The 18,351-nt window shown below is 49.6% G+C and carries 13 protein-coding genes; 2 read left to right on the forward strand and 11 right to left on the reverse strand.

Translation table 11 applies throughout. The features are described from left to right. Positions 1-12: 12 nt before the first annotated feature. The 4 genes from addA to J2Z65_RS03300 all read right to left on the reverse strand — a co-directional run bounded on the left by addA (position 13) and on the right by J2Z65_RS03300 (position 11,032). Positions 13-3,975, reverse strand: a complete 3,963-nt coding sequence (gene addA / locus J2Z65_RS03285) for a helicase-exonuclease AddAB subunit AddA (protein ID WP_338111758.1) — start codon at positions 3,973-3,975, stop codon at positions 13-15. A 25-nt stretch (positions 3,976-4,000) separates the two neighbouring features. Continuing rightward, positions 4,001-7,528, reverse strand: coding sequence for a helicase-exonuclease AddAB subunit AddB (gene addB / locus J2Z65_RS03290; protein ID WP_167063538.1), 3,528 nt, complete (start codon positions 7,526-7,528; stop codon positions 4,001-4,003). Positions 7,529-7,706: 178 nt separating this feature from the next. After that, positions 7,707-8,825, reverse strand: a complete 1,119-nt coding sequence (locus tag J2Z65_RS03295) for a citrate synthase/methylcitrate synthase (protein WP_167063535.1) — start codon at positions 8,823-8,825, stop codon at positions 7,707-7,709. 830 nt (positions 8,826-9,655) lie between these two features. Beyond that, complete coding sequence (locus J2Z65_RS03300) at positions 9,656-11,032, reverse strand: class I SAM-dependent rRNA methyltransferase (protein ID WP_167063532.1); 1,377 nt, start codon at positions 11,030-11,032, stop codon at positions 9,656-9,658. Positions 11,033-11,152: 120 nt separating this feature from the next. Here J2Z65_RS03300 and J2Z65_RS03305 point away from each other — a divergent pair, with 120 nt between their 5' ends. Continuing rightward, on the forward strand, positions 11,153-12,157 hold the full coding sequence (locus J2Z65_RS03305; protein WP_167063529.1) for a Na/Pi cotransporter family protein: 1,005 nt from the start codon (positions 11,153-11,155) through the stop codon (positions 12,155-12,157). On the opposite strand, the gene deoC is transcribed toward J2Z65_RS03305, so the two are convergent. The 5 genes from deoC to prmA all read right to left on the reverse strand — a co-directional run bounded on the left by deoC (position 12,120) and on the right by prmA (position 16,813). Further along, positions 12,120-12,800, reverse strand: a complete 681-nt coding sequence (deoC, locus tag J2Z65_RS03310) for a deoxyribose-phosphate aldolase (protein ID WP_167063526.1) — start codon at positions 12,798-12,800, stop codon at positions 12,120-12,122. The genes J2Z65_RS03305 and deoC overlap by 38 nt on opposite strands. 126 nt (positions 12,801-12,926) lie before the next feature. Beyond that, positions 12,927-14,267, reverse strand: a complete 1,341-nt coding sequence (gene mtaB, locus J2Z65_RS03315) for a tRNA (N(6)-L-threonylcarbamoyladenosine(37)-C(2))-methylthiotransferase MtaB (protein WP_167063523.1) — start codon at positions 14,265-14,267, stop codon at positions 12,927-12,929. A gap of 5 nt (positions 14,268-14,272) precedes the next feature. Further along, positions 14,273-15,040, reverse strand: a complete 768-nt coding sequence (locus J2Z65_RS03320; RefSeq protein ID WP_167063520.1) for a 16S rRNA (uracil(1498)-N(3))-methyltransferase — start codon at positions 15,038-15,040, stop codon at positions 14,273-14,275. Positions 15,041-15,156: 116 nt separating this feature from the next. Beyond that, positions 15,157-15,828: a site-2 protease family protein gene (locus J2Z65_RS03325; protein ID WP_167063517.1), complete on the reverse strand. Its 672-nt coding sequence runs from the start codon at positions 15,826-15,828 to the stop codon at positions 15,157-15,159. Between the two features lie 10 nt (positions 15,829-15,838). Next, positions 15,839-16,813: a 50S ribosomal protein L11 methyltransferase gene (gene prmA, locus J2Z65_RS03330; RefSeq protein WP_167063514.1), complete on the reverse strand. Its 975-nt coding sequence runs from the start codon at positions 16,811-16,813 to the stop codon at positions 15,839-15,841. Between the two features lie 227 nt (positions 16,814-17,040). Between prmA and J2Z65_RS03335 the strand changes: the two genes are divergently transcribed. Continuing rightward, a complete protein-coding gene (locus J2Z65_RS03335) occupies positions 17,041-17,847 on the forward strand; it encodes a glycerophosphodiester phosphodiesterase (RefSeq protein ID WP_167063511.1) in 807 nt (268 codons plus the stop codon). Between the two features lie 67 nt (positions 17,848-17,914). Here the strand turns inward: J2Z65_RS03335 and J2Z65_RS03340 are convergent, their stop codons facing one another. Together J2Z65_RS03340 and J2Z65_RS03345 are read right to left on the reverse strand one after the other, a co-directional pair. Then, complete coding sequence (locus tag J2Z65_RS03340; protein WP_167063508.1) at positions 17,915-18,190, reverse strand: hypothetical protein; 276 nt, start codon at positions 18,188-18,190, stop codon at positions 17,915-17,917. A 1-nt stretch (position 18,191) separates the two neighbouring features. Further along, positions 18,192-18,341: a YfhD family protein gene (locus J2Z65_RS03345; RefSeq protein WP_167063504.1), complete on the reverse strand. Its 150-nt coding sequence runs from the start codon at positions 18,339-18,341 to the stop codon at positions 18,192-18,194. Positions 18,342-18,351: the final 10 nt, after the last annotated feature.

The raw sequence follows: 18,351 nt of genomic DNA on the forward strand, positions 1-18,351 counted from the left end.
TCACCCTCCACCTTACATTTCAAGCAGTTTCGCTCCGTCAAAGAAATACAGAAACTTTCCGCTTACCGGACGTTTCCAAATATGTTCCACAGCTCGAGTATATAGTGAAATTTGCTGCTCGTACCGATGTATCAACTCGGCATCACTGCTGCCTTTCACTGCATCCGTTTTATAATCAACCAGAACAAGTCCCAGCTCATCTTCAAATAAACAATCAATTACCCCTTGGATCAGAACCGTCTCACCGATCGTGGAACGATCAGCCCCGCTGTATACTTCGTCTGCAGCAAGCCCATAGCTGAACGGCACCTCACGCTGCACGTTTCTTGCTTGAAGCATTCGCTTCCCGACCTCCGTCTGGAAAAAACGCAGCACAACAGGGATATCCACAGCTTCACTCTGTTCGGCGGTCAGCGTTTGCTTCGTCAACATTTCGTTGAGCGTCCCCCGAATGCTAGCCTCCGTCGGCGTCTCCCGCAAGGAAAGGTTTTGCATGACAGCGTGGACAACGGTGCCTTTTTCCGCTGCCGACAGCTTTTTCTCCTCCATGAATTTGGGCCTGCGCCAAATGGTGGATTTGCTGCTGCTTCCGCCGAGCGGTGCAGAGGCGGCTAAAGAAGAAGCAGCCGGCATTTCCATGTCATCGGCAATCCGGTTGAGTTCCGATAGCCGCTTCATTTCCGAGACGGTCGTTTTCGCAAAATGTTTAGGTGCATCAGGATAGGAGTACGACCATGACAGCCGGTCATTCAACCATTCCTGCCATCCACCCGTTGTAGAGACCGTCTCCGTTCGGCGAATGCTTTCCAGCCGATCCCTATCAGGGACGAGGCTCTGGTCTTCCAGCACATCTTCCATTTGCAAGCTTTCGGGCTTAATGACAGTCAGCTTCCACTGTGAAGGATCCTCCAATAGCCGTACCCCCGAGGATGCATCGCTAATGCCCAGACGCTCTCTCCAAAGTGCTGCATGGGGGTGACGCAGCAGGGCAGGACCGACCCAATCCAGATAGCTTTTGGCTTTTGCCAGCTCAAAATCAGGCAAATACCATTCTGATCTTGAAAGATGCCGCCCCCATCCGCGCAGAAGCTTATCAAGCGATTTGACAGTGCCAAGTAAATAGAGCTTTTCTCTTGCTCTTGTCAGCGCTACATACAGAACCCGCATTTCTTCTGCAAGCAGCTCCAGCTTCATTCTTCTTTTAATCGCCAAGGATGGCAGGGTTGGATAACTCACACGCAAAGTTGTGTCAACAAACCTTGGTCCAAACCCAAGCTCCTTATGCAGGAGGAAAGCATCGTTCAAATCCCGTTGATTAAACATTTTGGCCATGCCGGCCACAAATACGACCGGGAATTCCAGCCCTTTACTTTTGTGAATGGACATGATCCGGACAACATCTTCTTGTTCCCCAAGCGCACGCGCTGTACCGAGATCACCGCCGCTTTCCTTCATTCTTTCAATAAATCGCAAGAAACGGAATAACCCGCGCAAAGAGGTGCTCTCATATTGTCTTGCACGATCATACAGCGCTCTTAAGTTAGCCTGTCTTTGCAGCCCCCCTGGCAATCCGCCGGCAAAATCGTAGTATCCCGTTTGTCTGTAAATATCCCAGATTAAATCAGCTAGGGAGCCTTGTCTAGCCTCCGTTCGCCATGTTTCAAGAAGCTCCAGGAAATAATTCAGCTTTTGCAATAAGTCCTCATTCTCTTCGGTCTTCTCGCTACGGACTGCTTGTAAGACTGATTCGTAAAATGGCGCTGATTTATCAGCAACGCGGATTCGCGCTAAGTCCTCTGCCGTTAACTGCACGACGGGCGAACGCAAAACAGCAGCCAGCGGAACATCCTGATACGGGTTATCAATGACTTTTAGCAGTGATAACATCACTTCCACTTCTGTCGCGGAAAAATATCCTGTGCTTAGTTCTGCGTAAGCAGGGATACCCTGTTTTTTCAGCTCTTCTATAATGATTGGAGACCACATCTGCGTAGCCCGTAGCAAAATGACAATATCCCGGTACGTAACAGGACGATCCCCGCCGGTTCTTTTATCAAAGACTTGAAAAGCCGACTCTCCCCCGCTGCCAAACAAAGTACGAATTTGGCGGGCAATGGTGCGCGCCTCCAGTTGGGCGGTTTCCAGCTCCTGCGCTTCCAATACGGGATCAAGAGCTGTACCATCTGGGGAAGACTCCGCTTGCAGCTCCTCATTTTCTTCCGTTTCAGCAGCGAAGGTCTCACCGGTATCAGGCGCATCTGTCGCACGATCCACAATCAACATCTCTACCGAGCAATCTGAGGCGGAGGGTGGATAGCCCGCTCCATATACAAGCTCTGCACGCTCGTCATAGGCGATTTCGCCCACAGTTTCATTCATCATTTGTTTAAAAATAAAATTGACCGCGTCCACAACTTCAACACGGCTGCGGAAATTTCGCGCCAAATCAATTCTTCCGCCGTCTGACGGCATGTGCGACGACTCCTCTTTGTTGGAGCGGTACGCTTTGTATTTCTCCAGAAAGAGGCCAGGCTCGGCTAGTCGGAACCGATATATACTTTGCTTCACGTCGCCGACCATAAACCGATTACCGGGCCGCGAGTTGGATATCAATTCCACAATCGCTTCTTGCACGCGGTTCGTATCTTGATATTCATCAAGCAGCACTTCAGCGAATTGCTTGCGGTAAGCCTGGGCTGCCTCTGATGGAACCAATTCCCCCGGAACGGAGCCAGGTGCGCTTAGAATTTGTAAACAATAATGTTCCAGATCGGCGAAATCGATTAAGCCTTTAGCTTGTTTAGCTCCTTGATATCGATGTCCAAAATCAACAACCAAATCCACTAATGTATGCAGAAGCGGCGCCATCTCGGCAATTTCTTGATGGAATTGCTCAGGCGTTCGTCCGAACAGCTCCTCTTGCATTTTATTAATTTGCTCTTTGGCTTTATTGCGCAGCTCCTTGACTTCTTCCTGCAACGCTTTATCGTAATCATCGCCTTTGCATGCTTTGAGCTTGCCAAACTCGACCGTTTGAAAACCAAGATACAGAACGGACCACGGATAAGTTGTCGTTTCCAACAGGTTGTTTACGAGCAGCAAATCTTCTCGTAAGTTGTCCAAATAAGGCGCCGGTCCGCCAGGTGAATCGGCGATTTGGATCGCCTGCCGCAGCAAGTCGGCGGCTCCTTCCAATTCCAGTGCCAAGTCGCGAATTAAACTCTGCTCCCAAATCGCATAGTCCGCCGGCGCCGATGCGGCGGCAACAAATGGCAGCGCCTCTTGGATGACGGCAGCGGCCTCGTCTGGCGCCTCCTGCGTTTCAGGTGCAGCCGGTGGCGCTCCAAACATGGAAGCCGTTGCTCTAAGCCAATGCTCCGGCCAAGGATGGCTGCGCGACACATCATACAGCTTCTGGATCAGCTGCATAATGGCGTCGTCATTCCGCTCACCGCTGAACGAATCCACCAGCTGCCAGAAGGCGCTATTTTCTCCGCTATCGGCGTAATAGGCTTCAAGCATCTCGCCCAGCAAGTCTTGGCGCATAAGCTCCGCTTCCGTCTCATTCGCGATGCGAAAGCCGGGATCTAGACGAATGAGGCTGAAATAACGCTGCACGACTTCCAAACAGAAGGAATGCAGCGTTGTGATCGAAGCGCGCCCCATCAAAGCGATCTGCTTGCGCAAATGCTGCGAGTGCGGCTGCTTCATCAGTTCTTTTTCCAACGCTTCGCGAATGCGATGCTTCATTTCAGATGCCGCCGCTTTAGTAAAGGTCGCGACAAGCAATCGGTCTACATCGACAGGCTCCCACTCGTCGGAAATACGCCGGATAATCCTCTCCACGAGTACGGCTGTCTTGCCTGAACCCGCCGCAGCGGCAACGAGCATATTTTGGCCCTTCAACGTAATGGCATCCCATTGATCGTCCGTCCAAGTACTTCCGGGAGGTTTAGGCTGTTGTTGTTTATTCACTTCGTTATGCTCCTTTCCGCATCCATTACGGGCTCACATTTTGCTCCAAATCGGACCAGAGCTGATCTTTCCCCCGCTGTTTCAAAATGTGAATTTCATTCCCTTCGAACAATGGATCAAATTGGCAAATCGATTTATATGAGCAGTGCAAACAGGCTGTTTTTTTGCCTAGCCGGTATGGCGCGATGTCAACATGACCGTCGGTAATGCTGGTTCCGATCCCTTTTACCTGCTTACGTACATATTTGCGAAGAGTGTCCCACTGTTCGTCCGTTGCGACGGAGGAGCTTGAATAGAAGCTTCCATCCTTTTTCAGCGCTACTGGAATCAATTGAGAATGACCCGTACTTTTTATAAGCTCATCGTCCATCAATCCAGCTACCTGGGCATCTGCGGTAATTAAACCTTTCATTTTAAAACGTTTGCGGAGTTCCCTCTCGACAGCGGCGGGGTCCAACGCATTTTTTTGCTGAAGCATCGGGTTATGCACATGAAAATACAGAACGCCTGCCGGCTTCGCCGCAATGCCCAGCCACCGCTCCGCATGTGTTAGGATGACATCCAAATAAGTCAACATTTGCAGAGACAACCCGTAATACACTTCTGATAACTGCAAGGAGGTAGAGCTTGATTTGTAATCAATAACGCGGAGCAACACGCCTTGTTCGCCGTCCGCCCGGTCCACCCGGTCGATTCGCCCGATAATTTCCATCGTACAGCCGTTCTCTAACTCAAAAGTCAACGGAGGCAATTCTTTGCCCGGACCAAAATCAATCTCCAGACCTAACGGTTCAAACTGTCCATGTTTGGCATGCTCGCCGAGCACGACGGCCGCTCTGCCCACGACCTGCTTCAATTTTCTAGCAATGTACGCATACCTGCTGGAACTGAGCAAGATTTCCCCTTGCAGCCTAGGGGCAAGTTCGTCTACGACTTGTGCGGAACGCTCCATGCATTGTTCGGCCGTCAACGAACCCCAATCGAGTTGATCCTGCTGCAGCCTTTGCACAAACTGGTTCAACGCTGCATGGAACAGTTGCCCGATATCGGGAGCATCAAGCCGGTAGACACGTCTTTCCTGCAGTCTTAATCCGTGTGAAACAAAATGAGAAAAGGGACATGCCACGTACTTCTCCATCCGAGAGACGCTCGCCCTCAGATTTTGACCGTATAACAGCTTGCTGGTCTTCGAAGAAATTTTGCTCTCTTTATTTGTATACTGCAGTGCCTGAACCACGGACTGCAGCTTCATATGCCACTCGGGCTTGTCCGCGTACCAATTATAAGTTTCCCACCATAGGTCCGCCATGCGGCCGCCAAGCATCCAGTGCTTCATGCGTACAGCCAAGTAGGAAATTGCCTGATTGGGATGCGCCATATAGGCTGCCTGCTCATTTTCCGGTGATTCGCCAGCCGGTTCAGCCAGCAAAAGCGGGGCCTCTGTCCCCGGAAATAACTGGCGCATCTGCTTAATCAACTCGGAAGGCAGAAGCGATTTGCCTTCTTCATCGGCAAGCGGGTAGCTCATCCACAGCCTTTTGCCTGGTACGGTTAGGGATGTATAGACGATAAATTGCTCGTCCAACAGCTTGCGCCGGCTTCCATCCGCCATCGGCAAACCGGACTCCATCAGGACGCTTCGTTCCGCTTCCGTCAAAACCCCTTTTTCCGGCATTTGCGCAGGGATGACTCCATCGTTAACCCCCAATATGTACGCATAACGAATACCGCTGGAGCGAGTCCGATCCATGCTTCCGATTAATAATTGATCCATGGAAGGAGGAACTAGGCCCAGCTTCATGCTTTCCATCCCGGTCTCGACCAAACCGTTAAAAATCTCAAGGGACAAGTCATCTTCCCCCATAGTCTCCACCAGCTGATCGAGCATCTCCATAACACTATTCCACATTTGGCCGTGTTCCCGAGCTTTTTCCGGCTTGCCGTCAAGAATCGCTTGCTGACTCCAAGCTTCCAATTTCTCCGGTGCCTGCACATTGACCAGAAGCTCATATAGAGCTTCAACCTGCGCTTTGACGGTGCCTGCTTGCTGCAAACGTTTAGAAAAGGCAAGAAGCGGCCCCACCACCCACTCTTTGCTTCTATTTAAAGCGGCTAATTCAGCCGTTTGCTCCTGGACTCCTTCATCAGCTTGCTCCAAATTAGCCCGGAATTTATAGCTCCATGGCTTGCCGTCCGTCCATCTGTAGCCTTGAATACCGAAAGCGAGCACGTAGTTCTCCAGCTTATCCAGTTCTGTTCTTTGAGCGGCTGCCTCACTCGGCAAAAGCAAATCCGTTTTGACGCAGCGAAACACGGCATCATAATGCCAATTATGCTGAACTACCTCCAACGCTGAGCGAATAAATTCAACCAGCGGGTGATGAAGCACCGTTCTCTTTTGGTCAAAAAAGTGCGGAATTTCATAATCGGTCAGCACCGCTTTCAACAAATCCTGATAGCCTTCCATGTTCCGGACCATAACGGCGACTTCACGCCAGCGTACGCCATGCTCACGAACCAACTGCAGCATATCCCGCACAGCGCCTTCCACTTCAGCACGGCGATGGACAGCTTCTGCAATCACGAGCTGATCGCTTATTTTCTCACCTGCCGCAGGTTGATACCGCTGAGCCCCGCCGCCAATCCGGCGGTCAAAATGACGTTCCAAATACCTGAGCGCAGGGCTATCCTCGTATCGCGGTGAGCTTTCCGGCGCCAATAGATGAACCTCAGCTGCCGGTAATCCAAGCTGCCAAATGAGCTCTTGCAGCCGAACCATCGTCGTCGCCGTAGGGTGAAAGAGATCTAACTCATCCGGCGAATCCCCAGCCTGCAGTTCCCGGTCGAGACACAGCGTAATCGTCACCTGTTTGCAAGCGGAGAATAATGCGCCAAGCACGCCAAACTCCTGCGGTGTAAAACCGTGGAAGCCATCAATCCAGACAGACGCGGACCGCAAATAAGCCGAGTTAGGAATTTGCTCCGCCAGCAGCGTCAAATAATCCTCGCCATCCAAATATTGACGGGCTAGCTCGGATTCAAAATCGCGATAAATCAGCTGAATATCATGCATTTTATCACGAAGCAAACCACTTTCGCCTAATACCGCAGCGCGTTTCTGCTCATGCTCGGTGAGCTGCTTCGCAGTCACACAATACCTTTTCATCTCGGTAAAAAGCTGATTTAACCGATCTACAAAGCCCATTTGCTCAGCCGAATGGCCGAATAAGCGAAGCTTTTCTTTCTGTTTATGTAAAATGCTCGTTAGCAGCAGTTTTTTACCCATATCATCAATCGGCATCCTCGCTGTGCCGCCTTCTTCCTGCATGACACGCCATGCCAAACGGTGGAAGCTCAATACCTGGGCACGGATCATTCCGCGAATATTAGGATCGGACACGATCGCATGCTCGGCTTGAAAAGTTGCCTGCTCCGGCACTAATAAAACAAGCGGGTCGCCTTCCGGCTCTGCCGCCAAATGCCGCTTCATCTCTATTAAACAACGTTCGCTTTTCCCGCTGCCGGCTCTGCCGATCACGAAACGAATGGACATACAGGGCCTCCTTCAAGCTTCTCAAAAGATATCAATCTCATCTATTCTATCATACTTTTGGTAGAAAAGAGGCGTGGCAGATGATGGGCTTACGATGGACAACCAAAAAGCCGCGATCCGCTAGCATGCATTTACATGACAGGGAAGACGGCTTTTCCTATATCAATTCTTCAACTGATTAGGGACGGTTTGGGATCGAAGTTGGCAGTTCGCCAATATATACCGATTGCGGACGAAAAATACGATTACAGCTTGCTTGTTCCAATAAATGAGCGGTCCACCCGACAATTCGGCTCAAAGTGAAGCTCGGGGTAAATAAGGACGTCGGCAGTGCAATAGCACGCATCACGGCTGCGGCATAGAACTCCACATTCACATACAATTTCCGTCCGGGTTTATACTCATTTAGCAGCTCGACGGCCACCTTCTCAACGTGGACAGCCAAATCAAACCATGGATCCTCAGAAGCTAGTTCTTGCATGAGTTGTCTAAGCGCTTCCGCTCTAGGATCGCTTGTTTTGTAAATGCGGTGTCCAAAGCCCATAAGCCTTTTGCCTGCCGCCAGCTCTTTACGCAACCAAGCTTCCGATTGTTCTTTCGATCCGATTTCATCCAGCATATGAAGCACTTCCGAAGGCGCTCCGCCATGCAGCGGCCCTTTCATCGCTCCAATAGAAGCGCAAAGCGCAGAAGCCAGATCCGATTGCGTAGAAAGCACAACACGTCCGGCGAACGTGGAAGCATTCATCCCATGTTCCATCGCTAGAATCAAATACGCCGTTAATACCTTCGCATGAACAGATTGCGGGACGGAACCCGTCAGCATGTACAAGTAATTAGCAACATGATCTAACTGCGGGTCAGGTTCTATGGGCTGAAGTCCTTGTGATCGCCGATAGTGATATGCAATTATCGTTGGCAGCAATGCCGTATTGGCTAAAATTCTATCGAATTGAGGCGGCCACGCAGGTACCTGCTGATTGCCTGTTCCCAAGACAGAAATGGCTGTCCGGAGTACGCTCATCATTTCACTCTCTTTCGGCAGCAAGTCCAGCACAGCCTTCAATTCAGCAGGTATGGCGCGATGAACGACCCATTGCGTTTTGAATGCTTCAAGCTCTTCCGGGGATGGCAGCTCGCCATGCCACAGCAAGAAGGCCACTTCTTCAAAACTCAACTTCAGAGCCAACTCCTTCGCTTCGTATCCGCGGTAAACCAAATACCCGTTCTGCCCATCGACTAAAGCCAATTCTGTTTCTGCTGCTACAACGCCGTCTAAACCGGTTACGGATGCCATATCGTCATTTTCCTTTCGATGTGAAGTGTAAAGTTACTTTTCTTCATCATATTCGAATAGGACGGCATCATCCAATTAGCGTTTTCTTTCGTCACGATAAATAAAGTGTTTCATTATATATGCAGTGATTATAGTTGTTTATAGAGTTTGCCTGCTCTTAGATTCCACCCGTGAACCCGAAGGCACACTATCGCGCCTACGTTGCACTTTCTACAATGAAAACCATCATTTCCCCCCCGAGCAAAATCATTGCATTTTGTACAACGAAACGCATCCTTGAAGTGAAAAAAGCCTCAAATCGTTGCACAAAATACAACCTACGCTAAGAGTTGAAGCACCGCAGCTATTTCCTAGCACTCAGTACCCACTTAGCTCTACAGAACCGTCTAGCTTCTCTCCAGTTCAGCTAGCTGTAGGTCTATCTCCACAAATAGAGCAATATCATCAAGATTCATCATCAACGTGCTGGCTCTGTTCATAATTCCAACCATCACAAGGAAAACAGTCAGCGAAATTACCTGCTGATGGTCTGATGGTCTTTTTGAGTTTAGCAAACAGCGGTGCTCGGACGAGCACATGGATGCCCCGCCTTAATATGGGAACTCCACTCTCTTATTTATGCGATCAGCGGAATTTCAGAGTTGGAGAGGAACTACAGGCTCCTATTCAAGCTCCATCGTCCAAATAAGTGTCAAAATGGGGAAATAACGGACCCTAGTTCCCGCTTCCTCAAGCAAAGGGATCTTTTTGACCGAATAGCGGCCTGTAGTTTCCCTACAAACATAGAAATACTAAAAAAAGCGAGACCACATGGCCTCGCTCTTCCCGTCTTATTTGCTCCGCACCTCAAAAATAGCGAATTTCAAGTAATGCCCCTCGTCCACGCCGAGAATGCGCGGATGATCCATGCCTGCTCCGCGGAACTCAACCAATCGCAGCAGCTTCCCTGCGTCCGTCGCAGCCGCATGTATCGTCTCTAGGAACAACTCTGGATGCATGTGGTACGAACAGCTCGCAGTTACGAGATAGCCGCCTTCATTCACAAGCTTCATCCCGTGGAGGTTGATGTCTTTGTAGCCGCGGCATGCGCCTTCAACAGCGCTTTTGGTTTTGGCAAAAGCAGGAGGATCCAGGATAACGACATCCCAAGTCCTACCGCCCTCGGCAACCGGCTTCGACGTGTCGATCTTCTTCCCTTGAGCTCCGCCGCCAGCGTTAGCGCGCACTTTCCGTTCATCCAAGCCTTTGACTTGGGTCCGCAAATATTCAAATGCGTCGGCGACTACAAACTCGACGCGGTCTTGAAAGCCATTCAAAGCGACATTCGTTCTCGCGCTCTCAATAGCATGCTCGGAGATGTCCAGGCAGGTCACTTTTTTAGCGCCGAATTTACACGCATTGAGTGTGAAGCTGCCGGTATGCGAGAAGCATTCCAATACGGAAGCACCGTCCCAGTATGGGAATGTGACGACTTTACCGTTGGCATTAACGGGCAGTATTTGGCTCGCTCCCTCATGTTCTACTTCCTTCCGTTCAATCCCGCTGCGATGGCCCCAGCCTGTCATTAAAGGAGCGATGGCTGCGCGATTTTCCCTTTGGTCGAAAAAGTAGCCCGTTTTTTGGCCCTCCTCGATATCCACTCGAATGCGCAAGCCATTTTCAAGAATGTCCACATGCTTGGGGCACTCTCCGTACAATAAGCCTTTGGTTTGCTTTAAGCTTTCCAGCTCACGAATAGATACGTCGCTGCGCTCATAAATGCCTGTCGGCTTCATCACCTGTACCAAAGCTGCAACAATTTGCTCTCTGCACCGATCCATCCCCAATGTAAGAATTTGTACAACGAGCGTATCTTCAAATTTATCGACAATCAGCCCCGGCAGAAAGTCTGCCTCGCCATAGACCAAGCGATACGATTGCGCGTCTTTCACAAAGCGGCTGCGATGCTGCAAGCAGCGTGTGAACCGCTCAACAAAAAAGTCCGTCGTCATTGCTTCAAGAGGCTTGTAGGATACGATTCGTACCGTTATTTGCGAGGCCTCATTATAATAGCCCGTCGCCAAATACTGGCCAAGATGCGATTGCACAGGGACAAGCTGGCCCGGCACGATTTCCCCGTCTGCCCGTTCAATTTCACTTTTGTACACCCATGGGTGACCTTGCTCTAATCGAGCTTTGCGTTTCTTATGTAAAAATACTGCTGCCATATGCAATTAGCCGTCCTTTGTGTGAATCCGTTCCGTCTCTCCGGTGCTTGTCATGCTTGTCTGTACGGTCACATATATTGATTGATAATGAAAAGTACACTTACGAGGGAGAACGCGATTATGATAAATACCATTATCCTGCCTGTAGTCGCAGGCTTAGTTTTATTCCTCTTCGGCATGAAGCTGATGGAAACCTCGCTTCAGATGTGGGCAGGCCCCCGCCTCCAGCTGTGGCTGGAGCGGTTTACCCGAACGCCGGTGCGCGGACTCGTCACCGGCACTGTCCTAACGGCAGCGCTGCAAAGCAGCACGGCCATTACCGTGATCGCCATCGGCCTCGTCGGCGCCGGCGTCTTGACCTTCCCGAGAACGCTGGGCGTCATTCTCGGCACCAACATCGGCACGTGCCTCACCACCGAGCTGATTGGACTCAGCCTCGGGGGGATCGGCGTGCCGATCCTGATCGTGAGCGCCAGCATCTGGATGGCGAGCTGGCTGGCCGGCCCCTTGCCTGTGGCGCAGGGGACAGCGCTTGACCCGTCCGCCGCGCCGCCTGGCCGCCGCGAGTGGCTGCGCAGCGTCCGTTACGGATCGCTGGCCGCAGCAGGCTTCTCTCTCGTGCTGCTCGGCATCGAGATCATGCAAACGATCGGGCCTGCGCTGCAGTCCCGCGGGCTCTTCAGCTGGTTTGTGCAGGAAGCCAGGCAAAGCTTGCTGTGGGGCATCATCGCCGGCGCCGCCGTTACCGCTCTGGTGCACAGCAGTGCAGCTGTCATCGCCATGGCCATGGGCCTCGCCGCGATTCAAGGCATCCCCGTTGAGCTGGGCATTGCCATCACGATCGGTGCCAATGTCGGCACCTGTGTGACTGCCTTGATCGCCGGGATGAGCTCTTCACGCGCCGGGCGTTATGTCGCCTGGTCGCATATCCTCCTCAACGTCGGAGGCGCGATCCTCTTTTATCCATTCATCCATCAGCTGGTCAGCCTTTCAGCTTTGCTGGCCGATGACGCATCGTCGCAGATCGCCCGCTCGCAAACGATTTTCAACGTTGCTTGCTCGCTGATCGCCTTACCTTTTTGCTATCTTAGTACGTGGAAGCGCCTTGAGTTCCGTTCACAATAGCAACGCCTGAACTAGTTCCCAGCCGAGTTGCTCCGGCTTCGATCATCGCTACTGCCGTTTGCAAGTCTCTCACGCCGCCGGATGCTTTCACACCGATCGTCTCGGATACGTTTTGGCGCATAAGGCGAACATCTTCCACTGTAGCGCCGCCTGGACCGAAGCCAGTGGATGTTTTGACAAAGTGAGCGCCCGCTTCTTCCGAGAGCTTGCAAGCCGCCTTTTTTTGCTCATCGTTCAAAAAGCCCGTTTCCATGATCACTTTAACAATCGCTTTCCCTTTTACCGCGTCAACGACTTGTTTAATATCCGAACGAACTGCATCATACTGACCTTCTAGCAACAGGCCGATCGGAAGAACCGTATCGATTTCAGCTGCACCGTTTTCGACTGCCTTCGCGGCTTCAAATGCTTTCACTTCGCTCAAGCTTGCGCCAAGCGGGAAGCCAACGACCGCCGCAACTTTCACACCGGTACCTTCCAAAGCTTTGCTAGCTACTCCAACAAATTGAGAGTTCACGCAAACACTGAAAAATTGGTGTTGAGCCGCTTCTTCACACAGTTTGTGGATAGCTGCCGTGCTCGCATCCGGTTTCAATAGCGTATGATCGATATATTTGGCAATTTCTTTCGCATTCAAAGTCATTTCGAAGCACCTCATTAAATATTTTGTTTTATCTAGCTATTGCTGCTAATAGAGAAAACCTCTATCGTGGTCATTCAAGGATGAGCGACCACGCTTAGAGGTAGGGTTTATCGCCTAATCAAACATTTACAAATTCACGACGGATGCTGTTTCTAAAACACGGACCAATTGACCTTTGCTTTCATTCACACCAGCTTCGGTTACTTTGACGCGGCAAACTTGGCCAATCATGTCCTCAGAGCCTTGGAAAACAAGTTGAATATAGTTATCGGAATAGCCCATGTACAATCCGCTGTCAGGAGCGCCTTTGTAAGCACGTTCCGGAATAACTTCCAGCACTTGCCCTACAAATTGCTGAGCATAGGCAAGCTGCATTTTCTCAGAAAGATCGATCAGCTCATGCACGCGCGCATTTTTGATCTCCTCATCCACTTGATCCTCCATCCGAGCAGCAGGCGTGCCTGTCCGTTTGGAATAAGGGAATACGTGCATTTCAGAGAATTTCATACGTTCCATGAATTCAACGCCACCCCGGAACATTTCCTCGGTTTCACCCGGGAAGCCCACAATCACATCCGTCGTAATAGCTACATCCGGCATAATTTCGTGCAGACGCTCAATTTTGCTGGCAAATTCGGCTGTCGTATATTTTCTGCGCATGCGCGCTAATACACGATCATCTCCCGCTTGCAGAGGAATGTGCAGATGGCGGCACATTTTGTCCGAAGCTTTCAATACTTCAATCACTTCGTCTGTAATTTGGCTCGCTTCGATCGAAGAAATACGAATCCGTTTCAAGCCTTCGACTTTGTCCAAATCCCACAGCAGCTTAGCCAAGCTGTAATCCTCAATATCTTCGCCATAACCGCCGGTATGAATACCCGTCAAGACAATTTCCTGATAACCGGCAGCCACAAGCTGCTCCGCTTGCGCAATAACGCTTTGCGGCTCACGGCTGCGCATCAGTCCGCGCGACCAAGGGATAATGCAGAAGGTGCAGAAATTATTGCAGCCCTCTTGAATTTTGAGAAAAGCTCTGGTGCGATCAGCAAAGTCAGGCACATCCAGTTCCTCGAACTGGCGTGTTTTCATGATGTTGCGAACCGCATTGATAGGTTGACGATCCTGTTCAAATTGCTTCACAATCGGAATAATTTTGTCACGGTCCTGTGTCCCGATAACCATATCGACACCTGGGATCGCCATAATTTCCGCGGGTGAAGTCTGCGCATAGCAGCCTGTCACCGCAACAATCGCTTCCGGATTTCGACGAATCGCACGGCGAATCATTTGGCGGCTCTTTTTATCCCCCGTATTCGTTACCGTACATGTATTAATGACGTAAACATCAGCCGTTTGCTCAAAATCAACCTGCTCATATCCCTCATTTTTGAAAAGCTGCCAAATGGCCTCTGTATCATAGAAATTAACTTTGCATCCTAATGTATGAAACGCTACCGTTGCCATAACGCTTATCCTCCCATCTCTCCGGTTTCATAGAAAAGACACGTAAGACCTACCATAGCAGCAGTCTCCGTGCGTAAAATGCGTGCCCCCAACGATACGGAACGAAAACCAGCCTCTTCGGCCTGCTTGATTTCCTGTTCCGTAAATCCGCCTTCCGGCCCGACTGCAATAACGACTTTGCTTCCTTGTCCCAATTTACCAGCGGCTAGCGCATCCTGAATGGCGGGCCTCAATTGTTGCCCGTCTTCCTTCTCGTAGCAGATCCATGCTGCATCCGCTTCTTTGGCTTGCTGCAGCAGTTGCTTCCACGAATAAACGCTTTCTACCTGCGGCACACGATTTCTGTGCGCTTGTTCCGCGGCTTCTTTGGCAATCTTCTGCCAGCGTTCCGTTCGCTTCGCTTCCTTCTTGGCATCATACTGCACAATCGTACGTTCCGATAAAAAAGGAAGAAACCGGGCTGCCCCGATCTCGGTCCCTTTTTGAATAATCGTTTCCATTTTATCGCCTTTAGGCAGGCTCTGCGCAACCCACACCTGAACCGCCGCTTCGGCGTTCATGGGAAGCTCCTCCACGATTTCCGCGGTGACCAGCCCTTTATCCAGCTGTGAAATGCGTACGAGCACTTCGCGGTCTACGCCATTGCTGCAAATGACTTCGTCCCCGATGTCGGCCCGCATCACTCGCATCAAATGATGCGCGTCGTCTCCCTCAATAGTGACGGTCTGACTGCTTAAGTGAAACTGCTCTGGCGGGAGAAAATAACGCTGCATAGTCAAAGCCTCTCTATCTTCGTTCATTTCATTTTGTGGCGAATCTTTAGTGAATCTTCCACTCACCATCATACCTTTTTTGCACCAGAAAAGCTACAAAGGGATGAAGTTGGCAGTTACATGCCAAGGATGAACGCGATCGGCCTGGAAAATAGCTGGATGATGTTGTTCCCTAATCCTAAGTAAGGATCTAATGTAACCTGTCGGAGCGGTCTGACGAATACAACAAGCAGGAAAATAACCGATGCCCACTGCTCGAACTTTTGCAATGACTCCGTGTATCTCAAATCCACTAGATCTTGAATGATACGGTACCCATCGAGCGGCGGAATCGGAATGAGGTTAAACAAGAACAAAGTAAGATTCGTGTTCACCATTAATTTTAAAAAGATTAGAATCGCACTGGCGCTTCCCTTTGACATGCCTTCGAGCCAGCCGTATTTCTGAAAGAGCACAAATACAAATAAACTAATAAATGCAAGAATCAAGTTGCTTATCGGTCCTGCTGCGGTAACGATAATCCCCATTAACCGGGGACTTTTGAAATTCCCGCGGTTTACAGGTACAGGCTTTGCCCAACCAAAACCGGCAATGAGCAGCATGATGGTCCCGAACAGATCCAAATGAACCATTGGATTCAAGGAAACCCTGCCAAACTGATAAGCCGTTGAGTCTCCTAATTTATACGCGCTATACGCGTGAGCAAATTCATGAATGGTAAACGAAAGCACAAGGACCAGAATGACAAAAGGCAATGTACTCCAGTCATAAAACAATAATCCTCCCATGGATGGACACCTACAGCTTTCTAGCTACGATCACGACCCAATTCGAATCATAGTTTTTCTCTACAATTGTGAATTTGGCGGCAACCAGCGCTTTTTCTACAAGCTCTTCCTTAGCGGTAATAATACCGGACGTAATGTAATAGCCACCTTGCTGCAGCACCTCATAGACATCATCAACAAAGGTTACAATAACCTCCGCCAAAATGTTAGCGACAACTAGCTGAACAGGAATTGTGACACCTAACTTGTCAGCACTTTCTGTTTCGCTTTCTTTCAGAACGCCGAGCAAATCACTTAATTTGACAGTAATTTTATCCTCTAATCCATTCTGTTTCGTGTTATCCTCTGCACTAGTAACCGCTACAGGATCCAAATCAACAGCCAGCACATGTTTGGCTCCGAGTTTAGCAGCAGCAACGGACAAAATGCCTGATCCCGTTCCTACATCAATGACATCATCCCCCGCTTTAAGCACTTTCTCCAGTGTCTTCAAGCACAATGACGTTGTCGCATGTGTTCCCGTCCCGAACGCCATGCCAGGATCCAATTCCAAAATCAACTCATCCGGCGAAGGTGTGTACTCTTCCCATGTCGGCTTAATCGTTAGACGGTCCGTAATCCGGATCGGTTTGAAATACTGTTTCCAGGCGTGCGCCCAATCTTCATCATCCACTTCTCTTAATTCATAAGTCGGATTGCCTGTATCGATATCAAAATCGCTCAGTTGTTCAACGGAAGCCTTCAGATTAGCCATAATAGGTTCCATGTCTGTTCCATGATAGAAATAGCCTTTGATCACGGCTCTTCCTTCGGGGATATCATTAAACGGCGTTTCGTACAATTGGCCGAACGATGTATCCCGCTCTTTGTTTAATGTCCCCGATTCTTCAATGGAGACGCCCCCAGCGCCTAATTCATGAACAAAGTTCGTAATCATTTCTATTGCTTCTTCTGTCGTATGTACGGTTAATTCCTGCCAAAGCATCGGTATTGCTCCTCCTGTCGGTTATCACCTTCGCGAAAATAGCCCTTCAGGGCTATTTTCACAAGGATCATTGTACTACACTTCGCTTCTTGGGTAAAATGGCCATCTATGTAAGCGCTATATTTTTTTAAAATTCTTAACAACTTCCTAATACATTCATGGTACATTTATAGAGTGGACAGCAGCTGTCATTATAACCTTATACTATCCTAGAATGGAGTCTTCCTATGGTCAGAACACTTTTTATCTTCCTTGTTATTGTTATACTGGAATTCTCATCGCCTATTGCTGCTACCACCCTACTGGCTGACAATTACAGCCAAATTACCGCGCATCGCGGAAGCTCGAAACATACGCCCGAAAATACGTTGAGCGCGTTCAACCAAGCGATTGCCGATAAAGCCGGATACGCCGAGCTTGACGTGCAAGAAACAGCTGACGGAGTCGTTATGGTTATGCATGATGACAACGTTCAACGCACAACGGGAATTAACAAAAACATGTGGGAAGTCACTTCGTCTGAGCTCCAAGCAGTCAGCGCAGGCAGTTGGTTTAGTCCTGAATTTAAAAATGACCACGTCCCTACTCTTGATGAAGTCATAGAACTGGCGAGTAACCAAATAAAGCTGAATATCGAGTTAAAAAATAATGGGCACGTAAAGCAGTTGGCTGAGAAGACCGTTGCTATTATCGGGGCACATAAATTTGAAAAACAATGCACGGTAACCTCCTTTGATGAAGGACTTCTGCGCACGGTTAAAAAACTAAACCCGCGCATCAAAACCGGGCTTATTATAAGCAAAATTTCGGATTCAGGCACTTTGTGGGATAGTAAGGATTATGACGTCATTTCAGCCGCGTACCCTTTAGTTAATGAACAATTCTTGAAGGAAGCCGCGCTGCACAATAAAGAAGTTTATGTGTGGACCGTCAATGATAAAGGACTTATGAAGCGTATGCTCAAGCTCGGTGTCACAAGCATCATTACAGATGCTCCGGATCAGCTACTTCAATTAATAAATGGCAGGTCATAACCCCTATTATTATAAAAAAAGCATCTAATACTCGCGTCATTCGCGGGTATTAGATGCTTTTTGCAACTTATAGGGAACCGCCGGCGTCTTCAATGACACGGCAAGCTTGATCATAGACGGAATCGTCAATGACTGCAGCCAGTATAATATCTAGGCCTACTGAACTGACGTCCCCGTCTACGCTTAACATACTATCCGCCATCGCAGATTCAAAGCCGCGGCCAATATCATTGTTAAACCGATCCACCTGAACATCAGCAGCCCTAAGTGCTTTAAGCTTGGCTGCTGCGCCTTCAGCTTGCTCAGGAGCATGAAAGTAAGCAAGAATTGCTTTCTCTGCCATGTTAACTCTCTTCCTGTCTGTGATCTGCGGCTTCTGCTCGCTCTGCAGCTTCGAAGTCATCTCTATCTGCAACCTCAGCCGCAAATTCTACATCCTCGTTTTTGGAAACCGGTAATTGATTAGCCTTGTCTTGGCTTTGTTTCGGACTCATCTTAGAACCT

This window comes from Paenibacillus aceris (genome assembly GCF_017874035.1).
Taxonomy (GTDB): Bacteria; Bacillota; Bacilli; order Paenibacillales; family NBRC-103111; genus Paenibacillus_E; species Paenibacillus_E aceris.

Coding starts and splice junctions, on each gene's coding strand:
- mtaB (WP_167063523.1), bottom strand. CDS start 14,267: ATGGCAACGGTAGCGTTTCATACATTAGGATGCAAAGTTAATTTCTAT.
- J2Z65_RS03325 (WP_167063517.1), bottom strand. CDS start 15,828: ATGGGAGGATTATTGTTTTATGACTGGAGTACATTGCCTTTTGTCATT.
- addB (WP_167063538.1), bottom strand. CDS start 7,528: ATGTCCATTCGTTTCGTGATCGGCAGAGCCGGCAGCGGGAAAAGCGAA.
- J2Z65_RS03345 (WP_167063504.1), bottom strand. CDS start 18,341: ATGAGTCCGAAACAAAGCCAAGACAAGGCTAATCAATTACCGGTTTCC.
- J2Z65_RS03300 (WP_167063532.1), bottom strand. CDS start 11,032: ATGGCAGCAGTATTTTTACATAAGAAACGCAAAGCTCGATTAGAGCAA.
- J2Z65_RS03295 (WP_167063535.1), bottom strand. CDS start 8,825: ATGGCATCCGTAACCGGTTTAGACGGCGTTGTAGCAGCAGAAACAGAA.
- prmA (WP_167063514.1), bottom strand. CDS start 16,813: ATGCTTTGGCAGGAATTAACCGTACATACGACAGAAGAAGCAATAGAA.
- J2Z65_RS03305 (WP_167063529.1), top strand. CDS start 11,153: ATGATAAATACCATTATCCTGCCTGTAGTCGCAGGCTTAGTTTTATTC.
- J2Z65_RS03340 (WP_167063508.1), bottom strand. CDS start 18,190: ATGGCAGAGAAAGCAATTCTTGCTTACTTTCATGCTCCTGAGCAAGCT.
- deoC (WP_167063526.1), bottom strand. CDS start 12,800: ATGACTTTGAATGCGAAAGAAATTGCCAAATATATCGATCATACGCTA.
- J2Z65_RS03335 (WP_167063511.1), top strand. CDS start 17,041: ATGGTCAGAACACTTTTTATCTTCCTTGTTATTGTTATACTGGAATTC.
- J2Z65_RS03320 (WP_167063520.1), bottom strand. CDS start 15,040: ATGCAGCGTTATTTTCTCCCGCCAGAGCAGTTTCACTTAAGCAGTCAG.